General features: G+C 72.1%; 14 protein-coding genes. 8 read left to right on the top strand and 6 right to left on the bottom strand.

Annotated elements, in window-relative coordinates; genetic code table 11:
• Positions 1-433: 433 nt before the first annotated feature.
• Positions 434-1714 carry a threonine synthase gene (gene thrC / locus VGC13_RS14630; RefSeq protein WP_331126004.1) on the top strand — a complete coding sequence of 427 codons (1281 nt, stop codon included), beginning with the start codon at positions 434-436 and terminating at the stop codon, positions 1712-1714.
• 79 nt (positions 1715-1793) lie between these two features.
• Here the strand turns inward: thrC and VGC13_RS14625 are convergent, their stop codons facing one another.
• On the bottom strand, positions 1794-2303 hold the full coding sequence (locus tag VGC13_RS14625) for a hypothetical protein (protein WP_331126003.1): 510 nt from the start codon (positions 2301-2303) through the stop codon (positions 1794-1796).
• Positions 2304-2622: 319 nt separating this feature from the next.
• On the opposite strand from VGC13_RS14625, the gene VGC13_RS14620 reads away from it, so the two are divergent.
• Positions 2623-3006, top strand: a complete 384-nt coding sequence (locus VGC13_RS14620; protein ID WP_331126002.1) for a VOC family protein — start codon at positions 2623-2625, stop codon at positions 3004-3006.
• Between the two features lie 159 nt (positions 3007-3165).
• On the opposite strand, the gene VGC13_RS14615 is transcribed toward VGC13_RS14620, so the two are convergent.
• Positions 3166-5451, bottom strand: coding sequence for a beta-propeller domain-containing protein (locus tag VGC13_RS14615; protein ID WP_331126001.1), 2286 nt, complete (start codon positions 5449-5451; stop codon positions 3166-3168).
• Between the two features lie 216 nt (positions 5452-5667).
• On the opposite strand from VGC13_RS14615, the gene VGC13_RS14610 reads away from it, so the two are divergent.
• Positions 5668-6093, top strand: a complete 426-nt coding sequence (locus tag VGC13_RS14610; RefSeq protein ID WP_331126000.1) for a hypothetical protein — start codon at positions 5668-5670, stop codon at positions 6091-6093.
• Positions 6094-6328: 235 nt separating this feature from the next.
• On the opposite strand, the gene VGC13_RS14605 is transcribed toward VGC13_RS14610, so the two are convergent.
• The 4 genes from VGC13_RS14605 to VGC13_RS14590 all read right to left on the bottom strand — a co-directional run bounded on the left by VGC13_RS14605 (position 6329) and on the right by VGC13_RS14590 (position 16177).
• Entirely contained in the window at positions 6329-7108 is a 780-nt protein-coding gene (locus tag VGC13_RS14605; protein WP_331125999.1) for a hypothetical protein, read from the bottom strand.
• A gap of 1 nt (position 7109) precedes the next feature.
• Positions 7110-10031, bottom strand: coding sequence for a DEAD/DEAH box helicase (locus tag VGC13_RS14600; protein WP_331125998.1), 2922 nt, complete (start codon positions 10029-10031; stop codon positions 7110-7112).
• Positions 10028-12100, bottom strand: a complete 2073-nt coding sequence (locus tag VGC13_RS14595; protein WP_331125997.1) for a site-specific DNA-methyltransferase — start codon at positions 12098-12100, stop codon at positions 10028-10030. Before VGC13_RS14595 ends, VGC13_RS14600 begins: the two co-directional genes overlap by 4 nt.
• Before the next feature lie 258 nt (positions 12101-12358).
• Positions 12359-16177, bottom strand: coding sequence for an AAA domain-containing protein (locus VGC13_RS14590; RefSeq protein WP_331125996.1), 3819 nt, complete (start codon positions 16175-16177; stop codon positions 12359-12361).
• Between the two features lie 416 nt (positions 16178-16593).
• Between VGC13_RS14590 and VGC13_RS14585 the strand changes: the two genes are divergently transcribed.
• The 5 genes from VGC13_RS14585 (at position 16594) to VGC13_RS14565 (ending at position 25209) form a co-directional block, all read left to right on the top strand.
• Positions 16594-18126 (top strand): TIGR02677 family protein, encoded by a 1533-nt coding sequence (locus VGC13_RS14585; RefSeq protein WP_331125995.1) that lies wholly within the window; start codon positions 16594-16596, stop codon positions 18124-18126.
• Positions 18123-19307, top strand: a complete 1185-nt coding sequence (locus tag VGC13_RS14580) for a TIGR02678 family protein (protein ID WP_331125994.1) — start codon at positions 18123-18125, stop codon at positions 19305-19307. The genes VGC13_RS14585 and VGC13_RS14580 overlap by 4 nt, the downstream gene beginning before the upstream one ends.
• A gap of 117 nt (positions 19308-19424) precedes the next feature.
• Positions 19425-20639 carry an AAA family ATPase gene (locus VGC13_RS14575; protein WP_331125993.1) on the top strand — a complete coding sequence of 405 codons (1215 nt, stop codon included), beginning with the start codon at positions 19425-19427 and terminating at the stop codon, positions 20637-20639.
• 42 nt (positions 20640-20681) lie between these two features.
• Positions 20682-20921, top strand: a complete 240-nt coding sequence (locus VGC13_RS14570) for a helix-turn-helix domain-containing protein (RefSeq protein WP_331125992.1) — start codon at positions 20682-20684, stop codon at positions 20919-20921.
• A 13-nt stretch (positions 20922-20934) separates the two neighbouring features.
• Positions 20935-25209, top strand: coding sequence for an SbcC/MukB-like Walker B domain-containing protein (locus VGC13_RS14565; protein WP_331125991.1), 4275 nt, complete (start codon positions 20935-20937; stop codon positions 25207-25209).
• The last annotated feature ends 30 nt before the right edge of the window (positions 25210-25239 follow it).

Below are 25239 nucleotides of genomic sequence, written 5' to 3'. Positions count from 1 at the left end.
GATCGAATTCTCCCCTCTCCGTGAGGAACGAACGGGGAGGGGCCGGGGGAGGGGCACCCCCGCGGACGCAGTCCGAACCCGTTCGCCGAGCCTCGATCCATCGGCACCGCCAACCTCCCCCAGCAGTTTTGGGGGAGGTGGCGAGCCTAGGCGAGCCGGTGGGGGCGCCCGCGGACGCAGCCCGAAGCCCGTCGAAGCGCGATCGAATTCTCCCCTCTCCGTGAGGAACGAACGGGGAGGGGCCGGGGGAGGGGCACCCCCCGCCGGCGCAGCTCAATCCCGTTTCGCCGAGCCGCGATCCGTCCCCACCCCCAACCTCCCCCAGCAGTTTTGGGGGAGGTGGGCGAGTAATGCGAGCCCGGAGGGGGCGCCCGCGGGTCACGCTGCACCCGGTTCCCCACACAGTTCCCTCAACCCCCTCGATCCATTCACGATGAAGTACGTCAGCACGCGGGGCGGCGGGGCGCCGGTCACGCTATCGGAGGCGGTGCAGCGGGGGCTGGCGCCGGACGGCGGGCTCTACGTCCCCCAGCGCTTCCCTTCCCTGGCGCCCGGCACGCTGGACGGCGCCGAGACGCTGGCGCAGGTCGCGGCGCGGCTGCTGGCGCCGTTCTTCGCGAGCGACCCACTGCGGGGTGCGCTGGACGAGATCTGCCGCGAAGCCTTTACCTTTCCCGTGCCGCTGGAGGCGCTGCGGGACGGGACGGCGGTGCTGGAGCTGTTCCACGGGCCCACGGCGGCGTTCAAGGACGTGGGCGCGCGCTTCCTTGCCGGCGTGCTCTCCCGCGCGCGGGGCGATGACGCGCGCCCGCTCACCATCCTGGTCGCCACCTCCGGCGACACGGGCGGCGCGGTGGCCGCGGCGTTCCACGGCAAGCCCGGCGTCGAGGTCGCCGTCCTGTATCCCGCGGGGATGGTGTCTCCGCGGCAGGAAAAGCAGCTGACCACTTGGGGCGGCAACGTGCGCGCCTTTGCCGTCCGCGGCGACTTCGACGCCTGCCAGCGGCTGGTGAAGGCGGCCATGGCGGACGATGCGCTGCGTCGCGAGCGTCGCCTGTCGTCGGCCAACAGCATCAGCATCGGCCGGCTGCTGCCGCAGATGGCCTACTACGCCTGGGCGTCGCTGCTGTGGATGCGCGGCCACGGCGCGCCGCCGGGGTTCATCGTCCCCACCGGCAACCTGGGGAACGCGGCGGCGGCCCTGTGGGCCCGGCGCATCGGCGTGCCCATCCGCGAGGTGGTGCTGGCCACCAACGCCAATCCGTCCATCACCGCGTTCACCGGCGGCGCCGAGTGGGCGCCGCTGCCCACCGTCGCCACGCTGGCCACGGCCATGGACGTGGGCGATCCCAGCAACATGGAGCGCGTGCTGCACCTGTTCGGCGGGGGCGCGGCGGCGCGCGGGGCCCTTCGCGCGGAGCTCGTGGCGGACGACGAGATCCGCCGCGTGATCCGGCAGGGCCCCGCGGACTGGGGCGAGACGTGGGATCCGCACACGGCCACGGCCGTCGCCGTGCGCGAGCGGCTGCCGGACGAGGGGTGGATCATCGTCTCCACCGCGCACCCCGCCAAGTTCGAGGCCGTCGTGGAGCCGCTGGTCGGCCGCGAAGTCCCCGTTCCCCCCGAGCTACAGGCGTTGCTCGACCGCCCCTCGCACGCGGAGCAGATCGAGCCCACCCTCGAGGCGTTCCGCGAAGCTCTCGGCCAGGGCTAGAACGGAATCGCCTCACACGGAGTCAACGGAGTTTTATCCTGGCGACCCCGCTGGCTCCGGTGAAATCATTCCATGGGGATCAGCTGTCCGACTGCGCGGTCACGGACGGGCGCACCGCATCGGACGCGCACCACGGCCAGGTGCGGGGCGCCTCCGCGCGCCGCTGGCCGGCGAGGGTGTGGGTGCGGCCGGCGACGGCGCGCTTGTCGTCGCGCAGCGCGGCCTTGCCCTGCCGCGCGCGCTGAAGCTCGCACAGGCGCTGGCGCTGCTCGGGACGAAGCAGGTGCTGCACCGCTTCCACGGCGCGGCGGTGGCTTTCCGTCAGCCGCATCGGCGCCTGCTTGCGGGCGGTCAGGCGCAGCGGGGCCTTGATGGCGCTCATCTCCCGGCTGACGGCCACGTCCAGCTCGCGCGAGAGGGAATCCAGCGCGACCACCTGCTCCGACGTCAGCGCCAGCGGCTCGCGCTCGCTCAGCAGCGCGCGCACGGGCGGCGCCTCCGCTTCCGGAGACGGACGCGTGGCGGGGGCGGACGGCGCGCAGGCGGCGGCGCCAACCAGCAGCAGTGCGGACAACACACGCGATGTCATGGGTTCCTCCTTTGTGAGAACAGGTAGATCCGCATGGCGAAACCGAACGTGCGCGCGCGTCTGCATCCGCCGGACCAGTCCGCACAAGTCAAAATGACAGATTTTCTGCCACCGGCATCGACCCCGCGCTGACCTGAAGAAGCATCACGCGGAGGACGGAGGAGAGGACGCGGAGCAGGGACCCGTTCTCCGCGTCTCCTCTCCTGTCCTTCGCATTCTCCGCGCGAAACCCACCACGTCTCCGGACTTGCCCCGCCGCCCGCCGATCCGGTATGGTGGCGGCGGACGGGAGCATCATCATCCACCGACTTCACGAGACATGCGCATCCACGGGCTGGACCACGTGCAGCTGGCCATGCCGCGCGGGGAGGAAGAGCAGGCGCGGGCGTTCTACATGGGCGTGCTGGGGATGACGGAACTGCCGAAGCCGCCGCACCTGGCCGTGCGCGGCGGCGTGTGGTTCAGCGGCGGCGCGGCGCACGTGCACCTGGGCGTGGAAAACGACTTTCGCCCCGCAAAGAAGGCGCACCCCGCGCTGCTGGTGGAGGGGCTGGCGGAGCTCATCGCGCGCTGCGAAGCGGCCGGCCATCCGCCCACGACCGACGAGCCGCTGGAGGGATACGACCGCGTCTACGTGGCGGATCCGTTTGGCAACCGGGTGGAGCTGATGGAGCCGCTGGGGGAGAGGGACTCCAGGGAATAGGGAACAGGGAACAGGGAATAGGGAATAGGGAACAGGGAATAGGGAACAGGGAATAGTGGACAAAAAGAGGACGCGGAGGGATGGGCCTCGGCGTCCTCTTTCGTTTTCTCCGTGTCCGCTCTCGTCCTCCGCGTGAACCGGCTTTCGTCGCGGAGGGGATCAGGAACGGCGGGCGGTCCAGTAGCCGTTGGTTTCGATGTCGCGGCCGTCGGGCATGCGGACCTGGCACTGCAGGCGGCCGGCGATGGTGCCGGCGCCCGTCACGCGGCCCGTGTACCGGCAGCGGTCCACGGTGAACTCGAGCTCGCGCGGGCTTACGGTGCCGGTGCCGCTTCCCTCCCCCGCCGCGTCCTGCCGCTGGCCGTTCACGCTGCAGTAGCCGGTCTGCCGGTAGCGGGCGCCCAGCCGCGCGCCGCCCACGTCGAAGTCCCAAGTGCCCTCGCTGCTGCACCAGTACGCGTGGTTCGCGCCGCTCATGCTCTCCTGGAACGTCCACCGCCCGCCGAACGCCACCGGCGGCAGCCGCGGCGAAAAGCTCACCCGGCGCAGCTCGCGCATGCGGCCGTCGTCCTCCGCGCCCTCCACCAGCTCGTAGCCCATCAGCGCAATGATGCGCCCGCGCAAGAACAGCGGCCTGGCGTTGCCGTACCAGTCCACGCACGACACCCGGCAGGCGTCGTCCGGGGGCGGCGCGTCGCTGGCGGCCAGGTCGCCCAGCTCGCGCAGCTGGAAGGCGTCGTTGCGAAGAAAGAGGACGGACGCAGAGCCCTGCGTCAGCTGGTCGGATCCAGGGCGCGCCGGGCCGCGGATGGGGAGCCCGAGGAGGCCCGTGTCTTCCGCGTCCGGGCGGTAGAAAAATCCGTGGCTGCGCGTTTCGCCCTGCGACGCGCCGGGGCGGGTGTAGCGGTGCGCCAGCTGGGCCGACGCGCCCAGCCGCACGCCGCTGAAGTGCAGGTCGCGCCCGTCGCTCCCCACCACCACCGCCCCCGAGCCCATCTGCTCGATGCGGTCCACCCCGTGCGGCAGCGCCAGTTCCGCCACCGGCCCCGCGTCCGCCCAGCGGGTGCCGTACACGGGCGAGCCGTCGCGTTGCGGGCGGCCCCACAGGCTGCCCTTGCCGTACAGCAGCCAGTCGCCCACGTAGCGGTTCTGCAGCGAGCCGCCCTCCTTGTCCCCCGGCAACGGGCGGTAGCGCTCCGCCGGCGCGGCGCGGCTCCCGTCGCCAAACGAGGCCAGCGGCACCCGCAGCAGCGCCAGCGCCCCCTCCGCCCACTCCGCGCCGAACATCCCCTCCCCGCCGCCGTCCGAGGCCACCAGCACGTTCAGGTGCCCGTCGCCGCTTTCCAGGAACGACATCTGGTCCACCGGCCCGCCCGTCACCCGCAGCGCGGTGGGCGCGCCGCCGTCCAGCGGCATGCGGTACAGCACCGAGCGCGGCGGCGCGTCCTCGTCCGCGTCCCACCCCGGCCACTGCGTCGCCCACACGTACACGGACTGGGGCGACACGTAGAACACGCGCCCTTCGGGCCCGTACAGCGCCGTGGCCTGGCAGTCCAGCGCCTCGCCCCCCAGTTCGCACACCGTCACCGTGTGCAGCATCAGCCCGTCGTCGGCGGCCACGCGACCGGCGGGGCGGTAGACGCGGGTGACCGCCGCCGTGCGGTGCCAGGTGCTGTCGCCCGCGCCCCAGCGGCGAAAGGCGGGAAAGCTGGCGAACGGGTCCTCCGCCTGCAGGTTCACCTGCAGCGGCGCGTAGAAGATCAGCCGGCTGCCGATGAGCCGGCTGGCGTAGTTGCGCGACGAGTAGTAGTCGCCCGAGCGCAGGTGCCAGGTGCCGCGGTGCGCCAGCTGCCCGTCGGGGCTGATGCGAAACACGCCCAGCTCCGTCCCGCCGCGCTCGTAGCTGTAGCCGATGACCACCACCTGGTCGCCGGAAACCAGCATCTCGTCGTACCATGCGCCCTCGGGGTCGATGCCCGGCCCGAACGCGTCCGCCGACGAAACCGGCTCCAGCGCGCCGCCGCCGATGCGCACGGTGAACAGCCGCCCGCGGCGCAGGATGACCAGATAGTCGCCGTGCACCTTTACGATGCCGCCCTCGTCCACCCCCGCGTGCTGCACGTTGGTGACGGATTCAGCCCCGGCGGCCGCGGCCGGCGCGGCGGCCGCAGGCGTGGGCGCGGGGGCCTGTCCCGGCGGGGCGGGCGCGGAAGGCGCGGGCATCGGGGGAGGCGGAGGGGGTGGAGGTGGGGGCGGCGGCTCGTCCTCCATCCGCTCCTCGAGCTCCCGCACCAGCCGGCGGTTGAAGGCCACCAGCTCTTCCTCGCTGCGAAAGGCGCGCAGCGTGGCGCCCTGCGCCTCTCCTGCTCCGCGCGGCGCCGACGCGCACCCGCCGAAGGACGAAAAGGCGGCCAGCACGGCGGGGATGATGAGCGTACGTCTCATGCGGTGTGGCGGGTGTAAAAGGGGCCTGCGGGGGAAAGTGGATGATTCCACAAACTGACGCCGCCCCCCACGTCAGGCAAGAAGGGGCCGGCGATCGGATCGGTGCCTGAGAAAACTCCGGAAATCCGGTGTCCATCCGCCGGCGCTGTCACGAACGCGGCGGTTCGCCCGTTCCAGTGCCGGCAGCAACCCGCAACCGCCTTCCATCGATCGGCCATGATCCGTACTCCGCTTCTCCTCGCCCTGCTTCCCACGGCGCTTCTGTCCGCGTGCTGCTGCGGCCTTCCCAGCGACAGCGCGCCCGTCGACGTCCTCTACGACGCCGACCGGAGCGCCTACACGCCGGCGGACAGCATCGTCACCCGCCTGGAGAATACGTCCAGCGCCGACGTGGGATACAACCTGTGCGGTGCCGCGCTGGAGCGGCAGAGCGGCGGCGGCTGGACGCGCGTCATGCGCACGCCGGAGCCCACGTGCGCCCAGTCGCTCCAGGTGCTGCGCCCCGGCGAGAGCGCCACCTATCGCGAGCCCGCCAGCGCCGTCCCGGCCCCGGGCACCTACCGCCTGCGCACCCGCGTCGAGGTCCCCGTCTCCGGCCCCGCGAAGGACGTGTCCACCGGCTACTTCACGGTTTCGCAGTAGTTCACGCGGAACGACCGGACCCGGGAAAACAACACCTTCAAGGGTACAGAGGAACAGAGTCAGACAGAGAAAGCGAGCTGAGTTATCATCTTGGTTCCTCTGTCTGACTCTGTTCCTCTGTACGATTATTCTTTTTCAGGATCTGGTATAACGGAAGAGCAGAGGAAGCGGAGTGGTTCCCTCTGCGTCCTCTGCTCCCTCTGGGTGAGCCCAATCTTTTACCGCGGCCGGCCCGCTACTTTTTCTTGCGGTTGCGCTTGCGGGCCTGCTTCTGCGCCTTGCGCTTCTGCTTGGATTGCGCGGCGGCGCGGGGCGCGGCGCCACGCGGACCCTCGTAGCCCGGCGGCGGCGTAACGCGCTCGGGAAGCAGCCCCAGGTCCACCTGCGCGTCTTCCCAGTCGCCGTTCACGTCCAGGTCCACGGCGTTCCCCGCGAACGCCGCCTCCATCAGCGCCGCCGCCTCCGTCTCCTGCAGGTCGATGAGCCCGCTGACCAGAAAGGCGTTCAGCAGCCGGCCCTGCCCCTTCCAGTCCTCCAGCTGCGTCTTCAGCAGCGCCGCCGCCTCGTCGCGCCGCTCCGGGTATTCCAGCCCCACGCCGGTGATGGCCCGCGACGCCGCGATCCGCACCCCCTCGTCCGCCCCGTCGTCGAAGAGCAGCAGCGTGGCGCCGGGGAGCGACGCGGGGCCGATCATCCCCAGCACCGCGGGGACCTCGGCCATCACCCATTCGCTCTCCATCTCCCTCTGCAGCAGCGCCAGAAGCGGCTCCGCGGCGGCCGGCGCGCGCAGCTGCCCCAGCGCGCGCCACGCGTGCACCGGCGCCCACCCCGCGGGGTCGCGGTCCTCCGCCGCCTGCAGCGCCGGGTCCGTCGCCATGCGGACGAGGGCGGGCGCGTGCCGCTCCTCCAGCCCCAGCGTGCGGTAGTCCGGCCACGTGCGCCGGCGCGCCGGCTCCGCGCCCAGCTTCAGCAGCCGGTCCACCGGCGGAAGGTAGGATCCACCTGAATCGGCCATCCTACTCCCCCCGCTCCAGCAGCTCGCGAAGCCCCTCGAGGTCGTCGCCCACCTCCTTGCCCAGCCGTCCGTCCTGCTTGCGGACGAAGATCCTGTCGCCCCGCCGCTTCAGAAAGAAGACGCGGCCGTACTCCACCGGGTCGCGCTTCATCCGCTGCCGCGCGTCGTCGGCGCTCTCCTTGGGCTCCAGCAGGCGCTGCCGCGGCTCGGCGTCGCGGTGGGCCACTCCGCAGACCACGAAGTCGGGGTAGAAGCGCCCGTGCTCCGTCGCCTTTACGATGCCCACGGAATACGGCTTGAGCGGCGGATTGCGGTGCCACCACCGCACCCACGCCGCCTGGTCCAGCGCCGCGGCCAGCTTGAGCTCGAACTCGTTCAGCCGCCAGTGGCCGTCCATGTAGGCGGCGGAAAACTGCGTGCCGTCCGCCAGCTGGTGCTGGTGGCTGCCCAGCTGGCGCAGCAGCTTCATGACCTCGGGGTCCTCCATCTCCGCCGCCGCGTGGTCGGCCTGGGTGGGGGGACGCACGCCGTAGATGTTGCGGGGCGAGAGGGGAAGGGCGCGCGACGCGGGAAAGAGCAGCGCCCGGGGAAGCGGGTCGGCGTCCTCTACCCGCACGAAGCGGGAGAGCGCTTCGCTGTACGCCGCCTCAAGCTCGTCGCCGCCGGCGCGCACCAGCAGGTGGACCGCGTCGCGCTCGACGCGCGTGCGCGTCTCGTCGGGCGGCGGGGCATCGGGATAGCGCAGCTCCAGCATCTCGTTCACCGTCGCGGCAATGCGCCCGGCCATCTTCCGCAGCACCACCGCGCGGTCCCCCTCGCCCAGCCCCAGGCGGCGGCCCAGCACGCGGCGCGCCTCCCAGGCCAGCCGGTCGCGGTTCAGCACGCCGCGCACGGGGCTCTGGCCCACGGCCAGCTCCGCCGGGGCGTCCGGCGAATCGGTCAGCTCCGTGGTCTTTTCGTCGTACACCAGCCCGTCCAGCGCACTCCGGATGGCGTTCTGGATGGTCCGGTCGGGCAGGTGGACGTGGCTGCCCACCTCGGCGGCCACGCCTTCCAGCGTCTCCAGGTCCGGCAGCACCTCGGTGCGCAGCGCCGGGCCCAGCGTCTCCAGCCCGGTGCGCAGGGGATACACCCGCACGCCGATGCGCGCCCACGCCTCGGCCACGGCGGCCGCGTCGGCCAGGGGCGTGGCGGGGGCGGGCGGCTGCCGGCGGGGGGGTGCGGCGGGGGCCGGCGGCGGCGCCACCGCGTCCAGCCCGCCGAGCGCATCGAACAGGGTGCCGTCGCCGTACGCCGGCGCGGCGGGCGCCGCCACGCCGCCAAAGATGTCGTCGGGCGGGGGCTCCAGGTCGTCCGCGATGCGCCGCGGGGTGCCCACGGGGCGCGCGGACTCCACGGGCACCAGGGTGGCCCGCACGCTGGCGACCGCCGCGGCCCGCTCCTCCTCCGCCCGCTCCGCCAGCGCCACCGCCGCCTCGTCCTCCAGCGCCTCTTCCTCTTGTTCGCCGGGAAGCACGGGCTCGCGCAGCACCAGCGCCTCCTGCGAGGCGGGGATGTTGGTGAAGGTGGTGGAGCCGTTGCGGTGCGGCACCGCCCGGATGGCCTCCAGCGCCCCCGCCAGCTCCGACTCGATCCCCCGGATGGTGGAGACGGCCTGGTGAAAGCCGTCCTGCACCCGGGGATACGCCAGGTACAGGTAGCCGGTGTCCAGCGCCACCGGCAGCCGGGCGCCCTCCTCGTCCAGCTGCTTGAACAGGGCGCGCACGCCGCGGTCCACGCGCATGATGCGCCCCAGGAACTGCGTGGCGAAGCCCTCGTCCGACACGTGCTTCATGGAGGCGAGCACGAAGGCCCGCGGCGCGTCGAAGCCGGTGCCGGCCGACTCCTTGAAGACCAGCACCTCGCGCGAGGTGTCGTTGGCGATGTTGTGCAGCGCCATGGGGTCCGGCGTTTCCTGGCTGTGCGACGCGATCAGCGCCGGCTCCACCCCGCAGGTCTGCACCAGCGCGCGGATGGCGGCCTCCACCGTGCCGGGGCCGTTCTCCACCTGCACCAGCAGCAGCGGGGTGCTCGACACGCCCGCCTGGGCCAGCGCCTTCTTGACCTGCAGGTGCCGGCGCCAGGCGCGCAGCAGCACCGTGGCCCGCACGTCGGCCAGGGTGGCCACCGTGCTCCGGGGCTCGTAGACGTGGGCCAGCACGTAGCGCTTGTTGAGCCCCGCGCTCACCGCGTCGATGCGGCTGGCGGCAAAGGTGGCGTGCTGCGTGTACCCCGCCGCGTTCACGAACGCCGCCAGCTTGGCGTCGCGCGGGGTGGCGGTGGCCATCACCAGGCGGTACGGCTGCATCTCGCGAACCAGCCCGCCGAACACCGTCTCCTTCGAAAGCCCCAGGTGCGCCTCGTCCACCACCACGCCGATGCGGTAGCCGCGGCTCGTGGCGCGCTCGGTGATGTCGTTCAGGCTGACGGTCTCGTCGCCGCCGACGTTGATCCTGCGCAGCGCCGTGTTGCTCGAGGCCACCAGCTGCACGTTGGCGATCAGCACGTCGCCCGGGTGGTGGTCCGCGTGCCGCTCGTCCACCAGGGTGTAGGGCCGCAGGCGCGGGCACGTGCCTTCGATGGCGTACAGGGTCTGGGACACCAGGTGCGTGTACGGGGTGAACCAGAACCACAGCGTCCGCGTCTCGGTCGCGGTCTGCTCCAGCGCCCGGGCCAGCATGAGCGTCTTGCCCGCGCCGGTGGGGGCGCGCAGCAGGATGGGCGTGTCGGAATGCCGCAGCCGCCGGGCCATTCCGTCGATGATCTCGCGCTGAAACGGCTCCGCCTCCACCCGCCGCCCCGTCGTCCGCAGGTCCAGCATGTGCGAGCCCGCCGGCGCCTCCGCCGCGTCCCTCGCCCCGCCGGTGAGGATCGCCCCGCTCATGCCGGCACCTCCTCGCCCGGGAGCGCTTCCGATTCCGCGTCCGATTCCGCGTCCCGGGCGGAGACGGTGACGAGCCCTTCGAACGCCGCCTCCGCGCCCGCGTGGGCCTGCGTGGTGAGCACCGCCTCCAGCGCGGAAAGGCTCACCACGTCCTTGCCCGCCGCATGCAGCGCCTCCTCCACCGCCGCGGGGCGGTCCGAGTACACGCGCAGGGTGTGCTCGGGAAGGGTGGCCAGCGCCGCCAGCACGGGGCCGGTGACCCGCGGAACAAAGAGGACGGCCGTCATCCCGTCGCGCGCCATGATGTTGGCGGGGCGGGCGGGATACGGCATCAGCGCGTCGCCGTGCAGCAGGCTCAGGGTGTTCCAGACCTGCCCGGGGGTGATCTCGTAGGCGGCGTCCGCCGGCTGCACCGGGTGCACGCGCAGGTACGCGGCGCCACCGCCCAGCCCCGGCGTGTCACCGAACCCTTCGGCGGCCAGGCGAATGCGGCGCGCGCACACGTCGCGGCACAGGTTGCGCTCCGGCTCCTGCTCCGTCGCCTCGGTGGACGACACCAGGATGAAGCGCCGCCCGGCGGGGCGCCCCGCGGCGCGGTCTTCGGCGTTCAGCGCCATCACCGCGTGCCCCGTGGTCCCCGCGCCTGCGTAGAAGTCCAGCACCACCGCGTCGGGCCCCGCGGCCTGCCGCAGCAGCTCGGTGACCAGGCTGAGCGGCTTGGGATAGTTGAACACCTTTTCGCCGAACATGGCCTGCAGGATCTGCCCGCCCTCCTCGCCGTACGCCGCCGTCATCTCCACCACCTCGTCGCGGTCCTCCGCGTCCCTGGCGGCCTTCGGGCGGATCCACGACGACACGGGCTGCCGGTCGTTGTCGATCTCCCTCCGATACCGCTTGAGCCGGGGGCGTCCAAAGCCGACGCGCCTGCCCACCAGCGCCTCCAGGTTGGGAAGCCCGCGCCGCAGCAGGGGAACGCCTTTGCCGTCGCGCGGCACGTCGCCGCGGTCGATGGCGTCCAGCAGCGCATCGAGCGTATGCCAGACCTCCACCCGGTCCTCGGCGTCGGGCCACTTGATGCGCCCCTGCTCGATCAGGTCGTCCATCGAGCGGCTCTTGAAGTTGGCCCGCTCCCCCGCCTGCTCGCGCGTGACGTAGGCCCACACGCGGTTGGGGTTGCACGGGTAGTACGTGTCGGTGGCGGGGTTGTGCAGCGGATAGTACGCATTCCCCGCGCGGGGGTCGTTCCACGACACGCCGGCGGACAGGTCCTTCGAGGCCCACGGTCCCCGGCCGTCCCCGTCGTCGTGGACGTAGTCCAGGAGCGTCTTCAGGAGCCCGGCGAAAGCAAAGCCCGGGCGCGCGAAGATCAGCACGTGCTCGTGGTCCATGGAGAACCGCGCGCCCGTGATGTCGTTGGAGCCCTGCCGCGTACGCCAGACGAAGCTGCCCACGCGCATGTTGTGGAACACGTCGTCCAGCAGCAGCTCCAGCCGGGCGCGGTTCTCGTCGTTGATGAACACCAGCAGCACGCCCTCGTTGGCCAGCAGGTCGCGCGCGAGCACCATCCGCCGGTACAGGTGCTCCAGCCACTGCGACTGGCGAAAGCGGTCGCTGCGCTGCGCCCAGTGGTCGTTGTAGACGAAGTCGGACTTGCCCGTGTTGTACGGCGGGTCGATGCAGATCACGTCCACGCGCCCGCCGTGCGTCAGGCGAAGCAGGCGCAGCGCGTCGAAGTTGTCGCCCTCGAGGATGACGTCGCGCCACGGCCCGGCGCCGGTGGCCGCCTCCGGCACCAGCGACGTCACCACCTCGCTGGCGTTGACGGCGCGCTCGTGCTCGATCTCCTTGCGCTCCCAGTACAGCCCCAGGCGCTGCTTGCGCTGAAGCTGGCGCACCAGCATCCGCAGCTCGCCCGGGGCCAGGTGCTCCAGGGGATCCTCGGCGGGCCCGCGGAGGGACGCGCCCGCCGCGGCCGGGGGGGCGGACGCACCCGGTACATCAGCGGGCTCGCCGGGACCGGGCGGCTCGTGCTCCGGCGGGCCGGCGGGGACGGCGGTGGTGATGGCCATGCTGCGAAAGGTACTCCTGCACGCGACGCGGACAGCCTTGTCCGGGCGCGATGAATTCGTGGGAATCCGCGCGAGCCGGCGGACGCGGAGGCCTGCGCCGGCAGGGGGACGCACGGCTCGCGCACCCGTTCGGCGAGCCGCCGTGAGGCTACCATTTTATCGCCGCCGCACCCGCCGCGCGACCCTCGGACGGATCGCGCCGGTCCACGGCGTCACGGCTGCGGATGAATGGCGTGGCAGGATGGATCCAGGCGCCGGTCAGGCTGGCGGGGCGCTGTCGGCGGGGTCGAGGGTCTCGATCACCCGTGGCTCCATGTCGGCCAGGAAGCGCTGGATGAGCGGGGCGGCGCCGTCCGAGTACACCAGCGTCCGCTCGAACCGCTGGTACGGGCTTTCGGGACGGCGGACGGCGGAAAGCCAGTTGAACGAGCCCTCGCTGATCTGCGCGTCATCCACCGTGACGGTCTTGTTGTGGATGCGCGCCGCCACCCGCACCGTGGCGCCGCTCTGCACCAGCAGCCGCTTTCCCTCCGCCGCGGCAGGGCGGTCGCGGCCGTCCACCCGGTTCAGGTCGGCGTCCACGTAGCACACCACCTGCACGTCGCGCTGGACCGCCTCGCGCACCAGTTGGTCGATGCCGTCGTCGCGGATGGCGCGCGCGCTGATCCACGGCGAGGTGATCCGCACGATATCCTTTGCATCCGTCAAGAACCCGCGCAGGGCGGCCTGGTGCGCCTCCAGCCCCGACAGCTCCCGCACGGGGTGCAGGCCGTCCCCCAGCGCCACGACGACGTCGATGATCTCGTTCTCCTGCGACGCCATCAGGTGCTTTCCCAGCAACCCGGCGGCGGAGCGGGAGCGCACGTCGAACACGCCCATGTCGCCAAAGACCAGGAAGCTCTCCTTTGCGCGCGAGACGGCGACGTTCAGCAGCGCGCGGTCCTCCAGCATGGGGCGGTTCCCCCCGTCCGCCTGCGTGTAGACGGAGGAAAAGATCACCACGTCGCGCTCGTCCCCCTGCAGCGCATGAACGGTGTTGATGGTGAGCCCCTTGATCCTTTCACGCGCCAGCCCGTCGCGGATGGCGCGCGCCTGGGCGCGGAAGGGCGTCACCACCGCCACCACCTGCTGCAGCGGCGGACGTTCCTCGCCAGCCGCCAAGCCGCGCGCCCTGGCGCCCAGCGCGCGCAACGCGTCCGCGTGCTCCACGATCCATTCGACGATCGCCTGCGCCTCGACGGGATTGTCGCGGCTGCCGGCGATGCGGCGCGAGGTGCCGCGGACGTGCGCGTAGCCCATGCGGGGAAGCGGGGGCGCCTGCGCGTCGTCCGGGCGCACGGGAACCAGCCGGCGGTCGTAGCACAGCTGGTTGCTGTATTCGATGATGCGCGGCGCGCAGCGGTAGTGCTCCGTGAGCAGCATCCCTCCGTACGCCAGCCCGGGAATGCGGTACGGGCTCTGGCGCTGCGCCACCTGCATGGCGCTCCCCGCGGAGGCGGTGATGCCGGACGCGTACACCCGCTCGCGCGCCTCCGCCGTCGCCGCCAGCCCGGCGCTGCGCAGGTTGCCCTCATCGCCCCACGCGCTCACACGCCAGACGGGGCGCAGCTGCTCCACGTCGCCCACGACCAGCGCGCGCTTCGCCAGGGCCAGCGCGGCACCCGCCAGCTCCGGCGGCACCTGCCCCGCCTCGTCCACGATCAGCAGGTCGATGTACGACAGCAGCGGCACCGCGCCGGTCTTTTCCCCGCCCCACCAGGTGAAGAACGACGGCGCCTTGTACAGCGTGGAGACCATGCACGGGGTGAGCTTGGCGTAGCGGCGCCAGCGCTTTTCCTGCTTGGGGCGCGACTGCTTTTCCTGGTAGCCGCTCTCGACCTGCTCGCGCATCTCCTCCAGCCAGCGGCCTTCCCAGTAGTGGGTGGCCAGCTGAAAGGCGCGCACCCGCAGCAGCCGGTCCGCCTGCTCCAGCGCGTCGTCGGATCCGGACGTCCCGCCGCCCGCATCCCGGCCGCGCGCGCCCTTCGCCAGCGCCGCAGACCACCCGTCCCACGCCGCCGTGGCCGCGCGGAGACGTCCATCCAGCTCGTGCATCACGCGGATCTCGCTGCGCAGATCGGCCAGCTGCGTGGCGCGCGGCTCCCGGAACGCCGCGTGCGCCGCCTCCACGCCGCCCAGCGCGTGCAGAAGCGCGCGGGCCGCCGCGCCCCCCTCCTGCGCCGCCTTGTCCCTGACCTCCGCCAGCGCCCCGTCGATCCACCCGTCCACGTCCGCGGGATCGCGCACCTCCGCCGGCGGCGCGGCGCCCTGCGCGGCCAGGAAGCGGCGGATGAGCGCGCGCCGGTGCTCGCGCACGGGCCCCAGCCAGCCCAGCGCAACGATCCACCACGCCGTCCGCGCGTCGAACGCCTGCCACGCCTCCCGCAGCGCGCGCCACGACGCGGACTCCATCTCCACGCGGTCCGCCGACTCCGCCGCGGCGCGGTCGTGGGCGCGGCGGTACTTGGACGCCTGCCGGTCCGCATCTTCCCGCGCCTCGCGAAGCTGCCGGTCCAGCGCATCCGCTTCGCCGCTCGCCGCCTGAATCAGCGGCGCCAGCGCCAGCGTGCCGAAGCGCTTTTCCACCACCTCGCGCACCTGCAGCAGCGCCAGGCGGGCGCGCACGCCCTCCTCCAGCGTGGCCGCGCACTCCGCCAGCTCCCCGTGCAGGCGGCGGACGACGTCCGCCACGGAAGGAAATCCCCGGCCGAACGCGCGCGAGGCGTGGTCCATGAACGCCGCGCGGGCGCGCTCCAGGTACTCCGCGTTCTCCACCAGCGTCGGAAACGGCCCGCCGCGCTCCGACGCCACCTGGAAGCGCCCCGCGTCCTCGTCCTGCCGCGCCTTCGACGCGCAGAACAGGCCAAAGCTGCCCACCTCCGGCACCCAGCGCCCCGCCAGCGGCGACTCCGCCTGCTGCGCCTTGCCGAAGCTCTCGATGACGTTGGTCACCGCCTGGTTGTTGGTGGATACGGCCACGATCACCGGCGGCTCGGCCTCGTCCAGCGCCGCGCGCACCCACAGGGAGGCGACGATGCTCTGGATCAGCGTCGTCTTGCCGGTCCCCGGCGGGCCGTTGATGGCCAGCACGTCGCCCTCGTCCAGCGACAGCGCATGGTGCAGCGCCTGCCGCTGCGACGCCGCCAGCGCGTGGCGGTCGCTCATCTGCCCCAGGTGCAGCGCGTGCGCGCGGATGGACGCCTCCACGCCCATCGGCTCCGCCTGCTCCCGCGTTTCCGCCGCCGCGAAGCGCGCCAGCAGCGGCGGCACCGCGTCCGCGTCCAGCACGCGGTCGTAGACCGTCATCAGCGGCGCCACCATCGCCGGCGCCGGCGCCTGCGGCACGACGAAGCCGGTGGGCAGCGTCAGGTACGCGCCCGGCGGTGCCAGCCCCAGCGCGCCCAGGTCGAACCCGCCGTGCGTCAGCTTCCACCCGGCCTCTTCCCCCACCGCCTCCAGCATCTTCCAGGCGTGCTCCCAGTACGCGTCCCACCCCGCGGACGCGTCCGGCGGATCCGTGGCGGAGAGATAGCGGTCCACCGCCGCCACGCTCCCCAGGATCACCGTCCGGTCGTCGCGGCCGGGCTCCAGCCGGTCGCGCGGAATCCACGGCGCCCCGTCCCCCGGCGGCGAAAGGCGGCCGTCGCGCGAGAGCACCGCCGGAATCCACAGCGGCACCACGAAGTCTTCCCGGGAGCCGCGCGCGCCGTGCGTCACCGCCGCGCGCGCCACGAACGGGCACACCAGCACGCGGCACGAGGCGGCCTCGCCCCGCTCCGCGTCGTCCTCGCCCGCGTTGCGTGCCGCGTCGCGAAAGATCTGCCCCACGCGGCCCGGCGGATCGTCCGGCACCACCCCCTGCTGCAGCACGTCGCGCGGCACGGCGTACCGCCCGTCGCTGCGGCCCGCGACCGGCGCCAGCGCCTGCGCGGAAAGGTCCTGCCGCGCCCCGTCCACCAGGCTGGCGCGCCAGTACGTGACGACGGAGCGCGCACCGGCTTGGGCGGAAGCGGCGGGCTTTGGCGCGATGAAGGGCACGAGTGTCGAGCGAAAGATTCTGAGATTCCGGCGAGCAAAACGTATGTCGCGCAAACTATCACGCGGAGCACGGGGGCTCAACCGCGTGCATATCCCGGCGGCTGCCCCCCAAACTGGAGGTGAGGAAAACAACACCTTTGTTGGTACAGAGGAACAGAGTAAGACAGAGGACTCAAGATGATATTACAGCTCGTTTTCTCTGTCTGACTCTGTTCCTCTGTACGATTATTCTTTTTCAAGATCTAGTGAGTCCAGCCGCGCTCAGCGGACCCCGAGGCCAGCTACCCTGTAATGGGACGATCCACCAGCCCGCGCGGCCCGCATCGAACGAGACGGTGGTGCTCCGGCCCGTTCTCGTCTATTTTGGCCTTCCCGGCTCGCAATCGTTTCCTTTGTTCCGTTTCACCCCAGTACGCATGGATTCTCGCGAACGCCTGCTCATCGACGACCTGCTGATGCGCAAGGTGGACGAGGTCAACTACCTCGTCGCCGTGAACGCGGCGCTGTACCGCCCCATCGTGCGCTTCTTTCACCAGCGCTACGAGGCCGGCGAGACGGGGTGGCTGTGGCCGGGCGAGGTGGCCGCCTTCATCCGCACGCAGCATCCGCATTACCCGGCGTACACCGACGAGGAGTGCGAGGCGCACCTCAAGCAGCTCGAGGCGTGGGGGGTGCTCACGTCGGAGCACGACGTGAACCAGGCGCGCACCATCGAGGAGTTCGTCCGGGCCGCGCGGCGGTACCAGATCAGCGAGACGGCGCGGATCATCGAAGAGATGCTCATTCGCCTGGCGCGCGGGGACGGTGCGCGGGGGTCGCTGGACACCACGCGCCTCGCCCGCCTGCGCGACGCGCTCCTGGAGCTGGGCCGCGTGCTGGCGGAGCTGGACCCCGCGCGGGCGCCGCACGACGCGCTGCGGCAGGTGGAAGGGCTGTGGAACGCGGCCGACGACGCGCGGCGGGAGCTGCGCGAGCAGGCCCTGCGCTACATGCGCGAGATGGAGCACGACCGCATGCCCACGGCGGCGGACCTCGTGGTCTTCATGCAGTACAAGCGCATGCTCCGCGACTACCTGGACGAGTTCGCGCTGGGCCTCAAGGACTTCGTGGAGCGGACGCGCGACCTGTTCGAAGACTGGGCGGCGGCCGGGCTGGACGTGCGGCTCGCGCTGGCCCTCGCCCGCAACGAGCGCGAGCGCAAGGGCGACCTGCGGCCGGAGGAAGAGGTCCGCGCCGTGTTCGAGGGGCAGATCCGCGCCCTGCGCGGCTTCAGCGCCCGCGGCGGCGACGCGGAGATCCTGCACGCCAAGACGACGGCACGCGTGCGCGGCCTGGTAGAGCAGATCGAGCGCGTGGTGACGGAGCGCCGCAACGCCCTGAACCGCGCCCGCGACCTGCGCCTGCTGGCCCAGGCCTTTCGCCGCGCGGGGACGGACGACGAGGCGCACCGGCTGGCGTCGGTGGCGTTCGGCTGGGGCGCGCCGCGCCACATGCGCGCCTACGGCGCCGACGCGGCGGCGGAGCTGGACCCGGACGCCTCCGTCTGGCACCAGCCGCCGTGGGACGTGGAGCTTCGGCCGCGCGTGCGCGGCAACCCCAACTTCCGCGCCGTCACGCCGATGGAGGACCGCAGCATCCAGAAAGCGGAGCTGCGGGCGCGCGTGCTGGAGCAGAAGCGGGCGGAAACGCGCTTCTGGGACTCCGTGTTCCGCGACGGCGAGCTGGTGCTGGACGGGCTCACGCTGCGCTCCGCGGGCGACCGGTCGCGCGTGGTGCGGCTGGTGCGCGACTGCCTGCGCTCGCCCGACCGGCACGTGCGGCTCACGGACGGCTCGCGGGTCGAGATCCTGCCGCCGGACGATGCGCGGGCCGTGGCCGAGGTCGCCGCGCCGGATGGCTTTCTCTACCTCCGCGCCTTTCGCCTGCGCCGCACGGAGGGGGCGCGATGATCACCAGCGACATCGCGCGCTCCGCCGACTTCCGCCTGTGCGCCGAGGCGCTTATCGACCGGCCCATCGTCACCGCCGCGGACAGGCCGCTGCTGGAGAAAATCCGCCGGCACGCCAACGAGCTGCAGGCCGCGTTCACCCGGCTCACGGGATGGCGCGTGCAGGCACACCCGGAGTTCGCGCGGCTGGTCAAGACGCCGGCGCGCGCCGAGGCGTCGCACGGGCTGCCGTGGGCGCGCAAGAAGATCGACTACGCGCTGCTGGCGTGGGTGCTGTGGTACGGCGAGCACACGGGCGGCCGCAAGTTCACCGTCAGCCAGATCGCGGACGAGATCAAGCTGCGCAGCGCCGGCCCGGGCGACGCCGGGCTGGACTGGACCTCGCGCGACCAGCGGCTGGCCGCGCGCCGCGTGTTTCGCGGGCTGGAGGAGATGGGCGTGCTTCGCCTGCAGGACGGCAGCGTGGACGAGTGGGCGGACGAGAACGGCAAGCGCGACGCGCTCTACGCCTGGGGCGCGGCCGCCTGGCGCATCCACGTCGGCATCCCCGCGGCGGAGCTGGAGCGCCTGGCGGAGGGGCGTCCCGCGCCCGTCTCCCCCGCCCCGCCCGCCGACGGCACGGACGAGATCCGCCTCTATCGCACGCTCCTGCTGAACCCCGCTCTCTTTCGCCGCGACGACCCGGCCGCGTTCCGCCTGCTGGACGCGCCGGAGACGCGCGCCCGCGTCCTACAGAACCTGAAGCAGCTCACCAGCTGGGAGCTTGAGGTGACTCCCGAGTACGCCCGCGTCCTGCGCCCGGCCCGATCGGACGACGCCGTGCAGACGCCCATCCCCGTCACCTCCGGCCTGGCGCACGCCGTCCTCTGCTTCTGCGGGTTGCTGCGCGACCGCCAGGCGGCGGATCGGCTCGTCCTCGCCGGCGGTGAATCCTACCTGATCGACGAGAGCCGCGTCTGGCAGGACGTGGACGAGCTGCAGAAGCGCTTCGGGATCAAGTGGGGCAAGACGATGCAGCAGCAGAAGGTGAGCTCGCTGGCGGAAGAGATCGTGGACGAGATGAAGGCGTGGGGGCTGATGCGCGACACGGACGTGCCCGGCCAGTACCTGGTGCTCCCCACCGCCGCGCGCCTGGCCGCGCACTACGCCGGCGGGGCGGAGAAGGACGACGATTCGATGTGATGGATGGCACTCCCCAACCTTGCGGTACGAAGTTTTCGGACCGATAATTGTCGGACCGAAATCTTCGGTCCGGCGTTCGTCGGACCGAAACGTTCGTACCGGGAAGGCGGCGAGGTCATGATCCGGCGCATTACGGCTCCGCGGCAGCGGAACCCCTTTGAGATCGGGCTGATTGCCCGCGGAAACCACTTCGCGGACCGGGAGGAGGAAGTCGCCCGCATCGCCAGCGTCTTGCGGTCTCCGGGGAGCCGGCTGGTGGTGTACGGCGACCGCAGGCTGGGCAAGAGCAGCGCGGTGGACCGGGCCGCCCAGGCAGCGCGCAAGGCAAAGTGCACGGTGGTGGTCGCCACCCTCGCCACCGCGACGGACCCGGCCGATGCGGCGCAGCAGATCGTGCGGGGCGTGCGGGAGCAGGCCGGCCGGAACTGGCGCGCCACGCTGGACGGTGTCGCCGGCCGGCTGCAGGCCAGCATGGAGCTGACGCCGCCGTCCGCGATGGGCGAGCCCGGGGCGGTGCGCTTCGAGTTCGGCCTTCGCGAACACGCACTGGAACGCAGGAACCTGCTGTGGGAAGCGCTGGGGGCGGTGAACGCGCAGATGGAGGCGGAAGGCCGCACGCTGGGCATCGCCATCGACGAGTTTCAGCGGATCCACGAGTGGGGCGGCGAAGACGCGGAATGGGCGCTCAAGGCGGCGCTGGAAACGCATCGCAACCTGGCGTACGTGCTGGCGGGCTCCAAACGCCACCTGATCGAAGGGATGATCACCAGCAAGAGCCGCGCGCTCTGGAAGCAGGTGGACGTGCTGGCGTTTCAGCCGATCGACCCGGAGGTGCTGGCGGAATGGATTCACGACCACGCACGCCGGGCGGGAGTGTTGCTGCCGCTGCCGGCGTGCGACCGCATCGTGGGCCTGGCCGGGCCCCGCACGCGCGACGTGGTGCAGCTGGCCCGTGCGGTCTGGGACGCCGCGTTGCGAAGCGGCTCCGACGAGGAAGGGCTGGTCGAAGCCGCGCTGGAAACGCTGGTACAGGAGCAGGGTGCGCTGTTCTCCGCGTTGTGGCGAGGACTTCAGGCGACGGACCAGCGTATCCTGCGAGCGCTCGCAGCCGAGCCGGACATCGCGCTCCAGAGCACGCAGGCGCTTCAGCGCTACCGGCTGGGTCCCAAGTCCACCGTGTCCAGCGCACTCGTCCGCATGGTCGACAACGAGGTGCTGGCCCGGGACGACGCCGGCAGGTACTCGTTCGATGACCCCTTTTTTCGCCGATGGGTGCAGCGCGTCGCGCTTGCGGACCTGGGGCTGCCCACCCCGCCGCTCCGACGGGGCTGAGTTGCCGCGCCCCTCTTCATCGACCCGCAACCTCGCGATTCCGTGAAACCAGCGTTCACGGCCAAGCAGGGCCAGTACCTGTCGTTCATCTACTACTACAGCAAGCTGAACCGCGTCGCCCCCGCGGAGGCGGACTTCGTACGCTACTTCCGGGTGAGCGCCCCGTCCGTCCACCAGATGATCGTCAGGCTGGAAGCTGCCGGATGGATCTCGCGCACGCCGGGCCAGGGCCGATCCATCCGGCTGCGGGTGGATCGCGAGCAGCTTCCGGATCTGGAATAGAACCGAGATGTCGATGCAATCCGATTTCTTCAAGTTGACGGGCGTGCCGCCGCGGATGCAGGCGCTGCTGGACGCCATGCACGCGGGCGACGCCGACCGCTGGCTGCCGCGCCGCCTGGTCCTGCAGAACTACTGGCTGTTCGAGGAGCCGGAAGTCTTTCACTTCGGCCGCGGCAACCTGATGCTCACGGGGCAGAACGAGTCCGGCAAGTCCACCGTGCTCGTGACCGCCATCACGCTGGTGCTGGACATGATGCTCACCCCCGATCGGGTGGACACCATGGGCAGCAACGACCGCAGCATCCGCTACTACCTCATCGGCAAGGACGACGCGCAGGAGGGCAGCCCCAACTGGCATCGCGAGCGCACCGCGTACATCGCCCTGGAGTTCGAGCGCGGCGCGTCCGGCGTCTTTCACACCATCGGCATCGGCCTGCGCTCGTCGCGCGACTGGACCAACCAGAAGGTGGAGCGCTGGGGGTTCGTGATGGATGGGGCCCATCGCGTGGAGGAGGGCGGGTTCCACCTGCACGAGAAAGGACGCCCGCTCCGCCCCGGCGAGCTGCGCGACCGCCTGGGGCGCCACGGGCAGGTGACGGACGACCAGCGCACGTACAAATCCGCCGTAAACGATGCGCTGTTCGGCTTTCAGACCGTGGAGGACTACGAGCGCTTCCTGGAGATGCTGCACGTGGTCCGCACGCCCAAGCTGGGCGAGGGGCTGAATCCAAAGAAAGTGGAGGCGCTGCTCAAGGAGTCGCTTCCGCCGATCCAGTCCGACAAGATCGACGCCGCGTCCGAAGTCTTTTCCAAGCTGGACACGATCGAGGAGGAGCTGAAGCACCTGCACGACCAGCTCGCCGTCGCGCGGGAGCTGGAGGGACCGCAGGAGGCCGCCGTCCTGGCCCGCGCGCGGCAGGCGGCGGCATCCTATCGCGCCGCGTCGAAGGAGCACGCGGATCGAAAGAAGAAGCACGAAGACGTGCTCGCCCGCCTGGAATCCGCCCGCGCGGAGGTGGTGCGGCAGACGGAGGTGCGGACGGCGCTGGCCTCCGAGCGCGCGGAAAAGGGCGGCACGCTGACCGTTCTGCAGGAGCGGTATCGGCTCAGCGAGGCGTTCGACATCGAAAAGGCGCTGCGGCAGGCGCAGGCGGAGCAGCGCAATGCGGCCGGCGCGTACGACGCATTGCGCGAGGACCGCAGGCGCACGCAGGAAGCGGCGGACCGCGAGCAGAACGCGCTGGGCGAGGCGGAGCGGTCGTGGACGCGCCAGACCGGCCGCCTGAGCGAAAAACTGCAGGCCACGGGTGATGCGGCCATGCGCGCGCACTGGCCGTCGCTGGAGCAGCGCGCCGCGCTCGCGGGCGACGCGCTGGGCGGACACGGGATCGATGGAAGCGGCGCCCTTGCGTCGGACCTGGCCCGCTCGTCCATCGAGGGCGAGGCGAGGCAGCGCCGGGAGGTGCTCGACGCGGTCCGCGCGGCGCTGGACGCCGTGGCCGCGGCGACGGGCCGGCTGGATTCCGCCCGCAAGGCCAGCGAGGTCGCCACCCGCGAGCTGAACCACGCGGACGACCGCTTCCGCACGGCCAGCCGCGAGGCGGAGTCCGCCCGGGAGGGAAGCGCGGACGCGCTGACGGCGTGGCGGGCCTCGTGCGTGGAGCTGCGCGTGCCCGACGAGCTGTTCGCCGCGGTGCTGACCGCCATCGACGCGTACAAGCCCGCCGGCCGCCCGGCGTCCGTCCTTGCCCCGCTGCAGCCCGCGCACGACGAGGCGCAGGAGGCGCTGCGGACGGAGGCGCAGGAGCTCGGCGTCCTCCGCCGGCGCCACCAGGCGGACGCGGAGGAGGTGGATGCGCGCCTGAAGCGCCTGTCGCGGGAGCCGGACGTGGAGCCGGACCGCACGCCCGCGCAGGCCGCCGCGCGCCGCCTGCTGCGCGAGCACGGCATCGCGCACACGCCGCTGTTCGCCGCCGTCGATCTCGCCGGGCCGCTGGCGGCGGATGCGGCGCTGGCGGCGCGCGTGGAGGCGGCGCTGCTGGATGCGGGCTTGCTCGACGCGCTGGTCGTGCCGCGCGTGGAGGGGGATCGCGTGCGCGCACTGCTGGACGCGCACGGGCTGGGCGACCGCTGGATCGCGCCGGCGGATGCGTCGGAGGATGTCGCGGGATCGGGCGGCGTGGGACGGGGCGGAGCGGCGGACTGGCTGGTGCCTGTCGCAGCGTCCGAGGTGCCGGCGGAAGACGTCTCCGCCGCGCTGCGTGCGCTGGGCTTGGCCAGCGGCGGCGCGGGGGCGGTGGACGCGGACGGCGGATGGCGGCTGGGCCCGCTGCACGGCCTTGCCGCTGCCCCGGCGGAGGCGCGCGTCCGCTTTCTGGGCGAGACGGCCCGCCGCGAGGAGCGCCGCCGCCGCATCGAGGAGGCGCGCGGCCAGTTGGCGGAGCTGCGCGAGGAGATCGGCCGGCTGGGCGAGGCGCTGGATGCGGTGCAGTCCCGCGAACGGTCGCTGGCTCGCGAGTGGCGCGCCGCGCACGACCTGCCGCAGCTGCAGACGCTGCACGATCGCCTGCTCTCCGTCCGCCGCGAGGAGCACGAGCGCGAGCGCCGCCGCGCCGCCGCCGAGCTGGCCGCCGAAGCCGTGGAGACCGCCACGCGCGAGCTTCAGCAGCGCAGCGCGGCCCTGGAGCGCGCCACGGACGACGCACCGTGGCTGCGCGGCCGCCCCCGCGCGGACGTCGACGCCGCCGCGGCCGCCCTCGCGGAGGTGCTGTCCATCGTCCGCGCCATCGGCGAAGACGTGGAGCGGCTGGACGAGATGCGCCGCGCCTACGCCGCCCGCACCCGCGCCCACGACGCGCTGCGCCTGCAGATCGAAGAGCTGGCGCCCCGCATCGCCCAGGCGAACGTGCGCGTGCAGACGCTGGACGCGCAGATCGCAGCGCTCAACGAGCAGCTGTCGCGCGCCAGCGTGGGCCGCGAGGCGCTGGCGGAGGAGATCCGCGAATTGGACCAGCGGCTGGAGGCCATCGACCGGCAGGACCGGGACGCGAAGAGCTCCATCGACCGCAACACGGGGCAGATCGAGACGCTCTCCGCGCAGGAGCCGGACTACGCGGACCAGTTGCGGAGCGCGTTCATCCACCTGCAGTCGGCCGAGCACGGCTTCCGCGCGGGCATCGACGCGTATCCCACGCTCTTCGAGTACGCCGAAGACGCGCGCAGGTCCGGGCTGCCGAAGGCGATGCAGCGCATCCTCCACGACGTTTCGCCAGAATCCATCGACGACGAGGTGAAGCGGGCGCGGCAGGAGCTGCAGGCCGCCTACGCCCGGGCCCGCGGCGCGTTCGAGGAGATGAGCCCCACGCTGGACGGCGACATCCTCCGCTTTACCCACGAGCTGGGCGAGATGCGGCTGGACGAGCTGACGATCACGCTGGAGGAGCAGCAGGCGCGCAACGAGACGCTGCTGGAGGAGGAGGACCGCCGGCTCATCGAGCAGCTGATGCTGCGCGACGTGGTGGACGCCATCCGCGATGCCATCCGCAACACCCGCCACTGGGTCAGCGACATCAACGGCATCCTGGGGCGGATGAAGCTGTTCAAGGGCGGCATCATGCGCCTGCACTGGGACGTGCGCACCCGCGAAGCCGCCGACGCCTTCGATCCGCGCCGCCTGGACGATCTGCTGAGCCAGCGTGGCGTCCACCTGGATGAGGCGCGGCGCGAGGAGCTGCTGGAGATCTTCCGGACGATGGTTTCCGACATCCGCCGCCGGAACCGTGAGCGCGAGCTGCTGGAGGACTACCGCACCGCGCTGCTGCGGATGGTGGACTACACGCAGTGGTACACGCTCACCGTGCAGCGCAAGGACGAATCCGGCAAGTGGATCCAGCTCACGAAGCGCCTGTACGGCCAGGGAAGCGGCGGCCGGCGCACGCTGGACCTGCTGCTGCCGCTGATCGCCGCCGTCAGCGCGCGCCTGCAGTCCGCCGACCGCGCGGCGCCGCGCCTGGTGGGCTTCGACGAAGCGTTCGCCGGCGTGGACGACCGCAACGCCGCGGAGATCTACGCGCTGCTCACGGAGCTGGACTTCTGCTGGATCATGGCGACGGAAAAGGCCACCGCGCTGGGCTCGGAGGTGCGCGGCTCCGCGACCTACGAGATGCTGACGGACGGCGTGACCGTGGCCCCCACGCTCAGCCTGTGGGACGGCGTGCGCCGCTACGAGTTCATCGGCGACGAGCTGATCGGGATGGAGACGGGACAGGGAATAGGGAATAGGGAATAGCGGGATTGAGGCGAATCCATGGGAGACGGA

It is taken from the genome of Longimicrobium sp., assembly GCF_036399255.1.
Lineage (GTDB): Bacteria > Gemmatimonadota > Gemmatimonadetes > Longimicrobiales > Longimicrobiaceae > Longimicrobium.
This window is presented reverse-complemented; position numbering and strand designations above follow the sequence as displayed.

Bases quoted from the DNA above. Each gene is read 5' to 3' on its own strand.
- thrC (WP_331126004.1), top strand. From the start codon at position 434: ATGAAGTACGTCAGCACGCGGGGCGGCGGGGCGCCGGTCACGCTATCG.
- VGC13_RS14625 (WP_331126003.1), bottom strand. From the start codon at position 2,303: ATGACATCGCGTGTGTTGTCCGCACTGCTGCTGGTTGGCGCCGCCGCC.
- VGC13_RS14620 (WP_331126002.1), top strand. From the start codon at position 2,623: ATGCGCATCCACGGGCTGGACCACGTGCAGCTGGCCATGCCGCGCGGG.
- VGC13_RS14615 (WP_331126001.1), bottom strand. From the start codon at position 5,451: ATGAGACGTACGCTCATCATCCCCGCCGTGCTGGCCGCCTTTTCGTCC.
- VGC13_RS14610 (WP_331126000.1), top strand. From the start codon at position 5,668: ATGATCCGTACTCCGCTTCTCCTCGCCCTGCTTCCCACGGCGCTTCTG.
- VGC13_RS14605 (WP_331125999.1), bottom strand. From the start codon at position 7,108: ATGGCCGATTCAGGTGGATCCTACCTTCCGCCGGTGGACCGGCTGCTG.
- VGC13_RS14600 (WP_331125998.1), bottom strand. From the start codon at position 10,031: ATGAGCGGGGCGATCCTCACCGGCGGGGCGAGGGACGCGGCGGAGGCG.
- VGC13_RS14595 (WP_331125997.1), bottom strand. From the start codon at position 12,100: ATGGCCATCACCACCGCCGTCCCCGCCGGCCCGCCGGAGCACGAGCCG.
- VGC13_RS14585 (WP_331125995.1), top strand. From the start codon at position 16,594: ATGGATTCTCGCGAACGCCTGCTCATCGACGACCTGCTGATGCGCAAG.
- VGC13_RS14580 (WP_331125994.1), top strand. From the start codon at position 18,123: ATGATCACCAGCGACATCGCGCGCTCCGCCGACTTCCGCCTGTGCGCC.
- VGC13_RS14575 (WP_331125993.1), top strand. From the start codon at position 19,425: ATGATCCGGCGCATTACGGCTCCGCGGCAGCGGAACCCCTTTGAGATC.
- VGC13_RS14565 (WP_331125991.1), top strand. From the start codon at position 20,935: ATGCAATCCGATTTCTTCAAGTTGACGGGCGTGCCGCCGCGGATGCAG.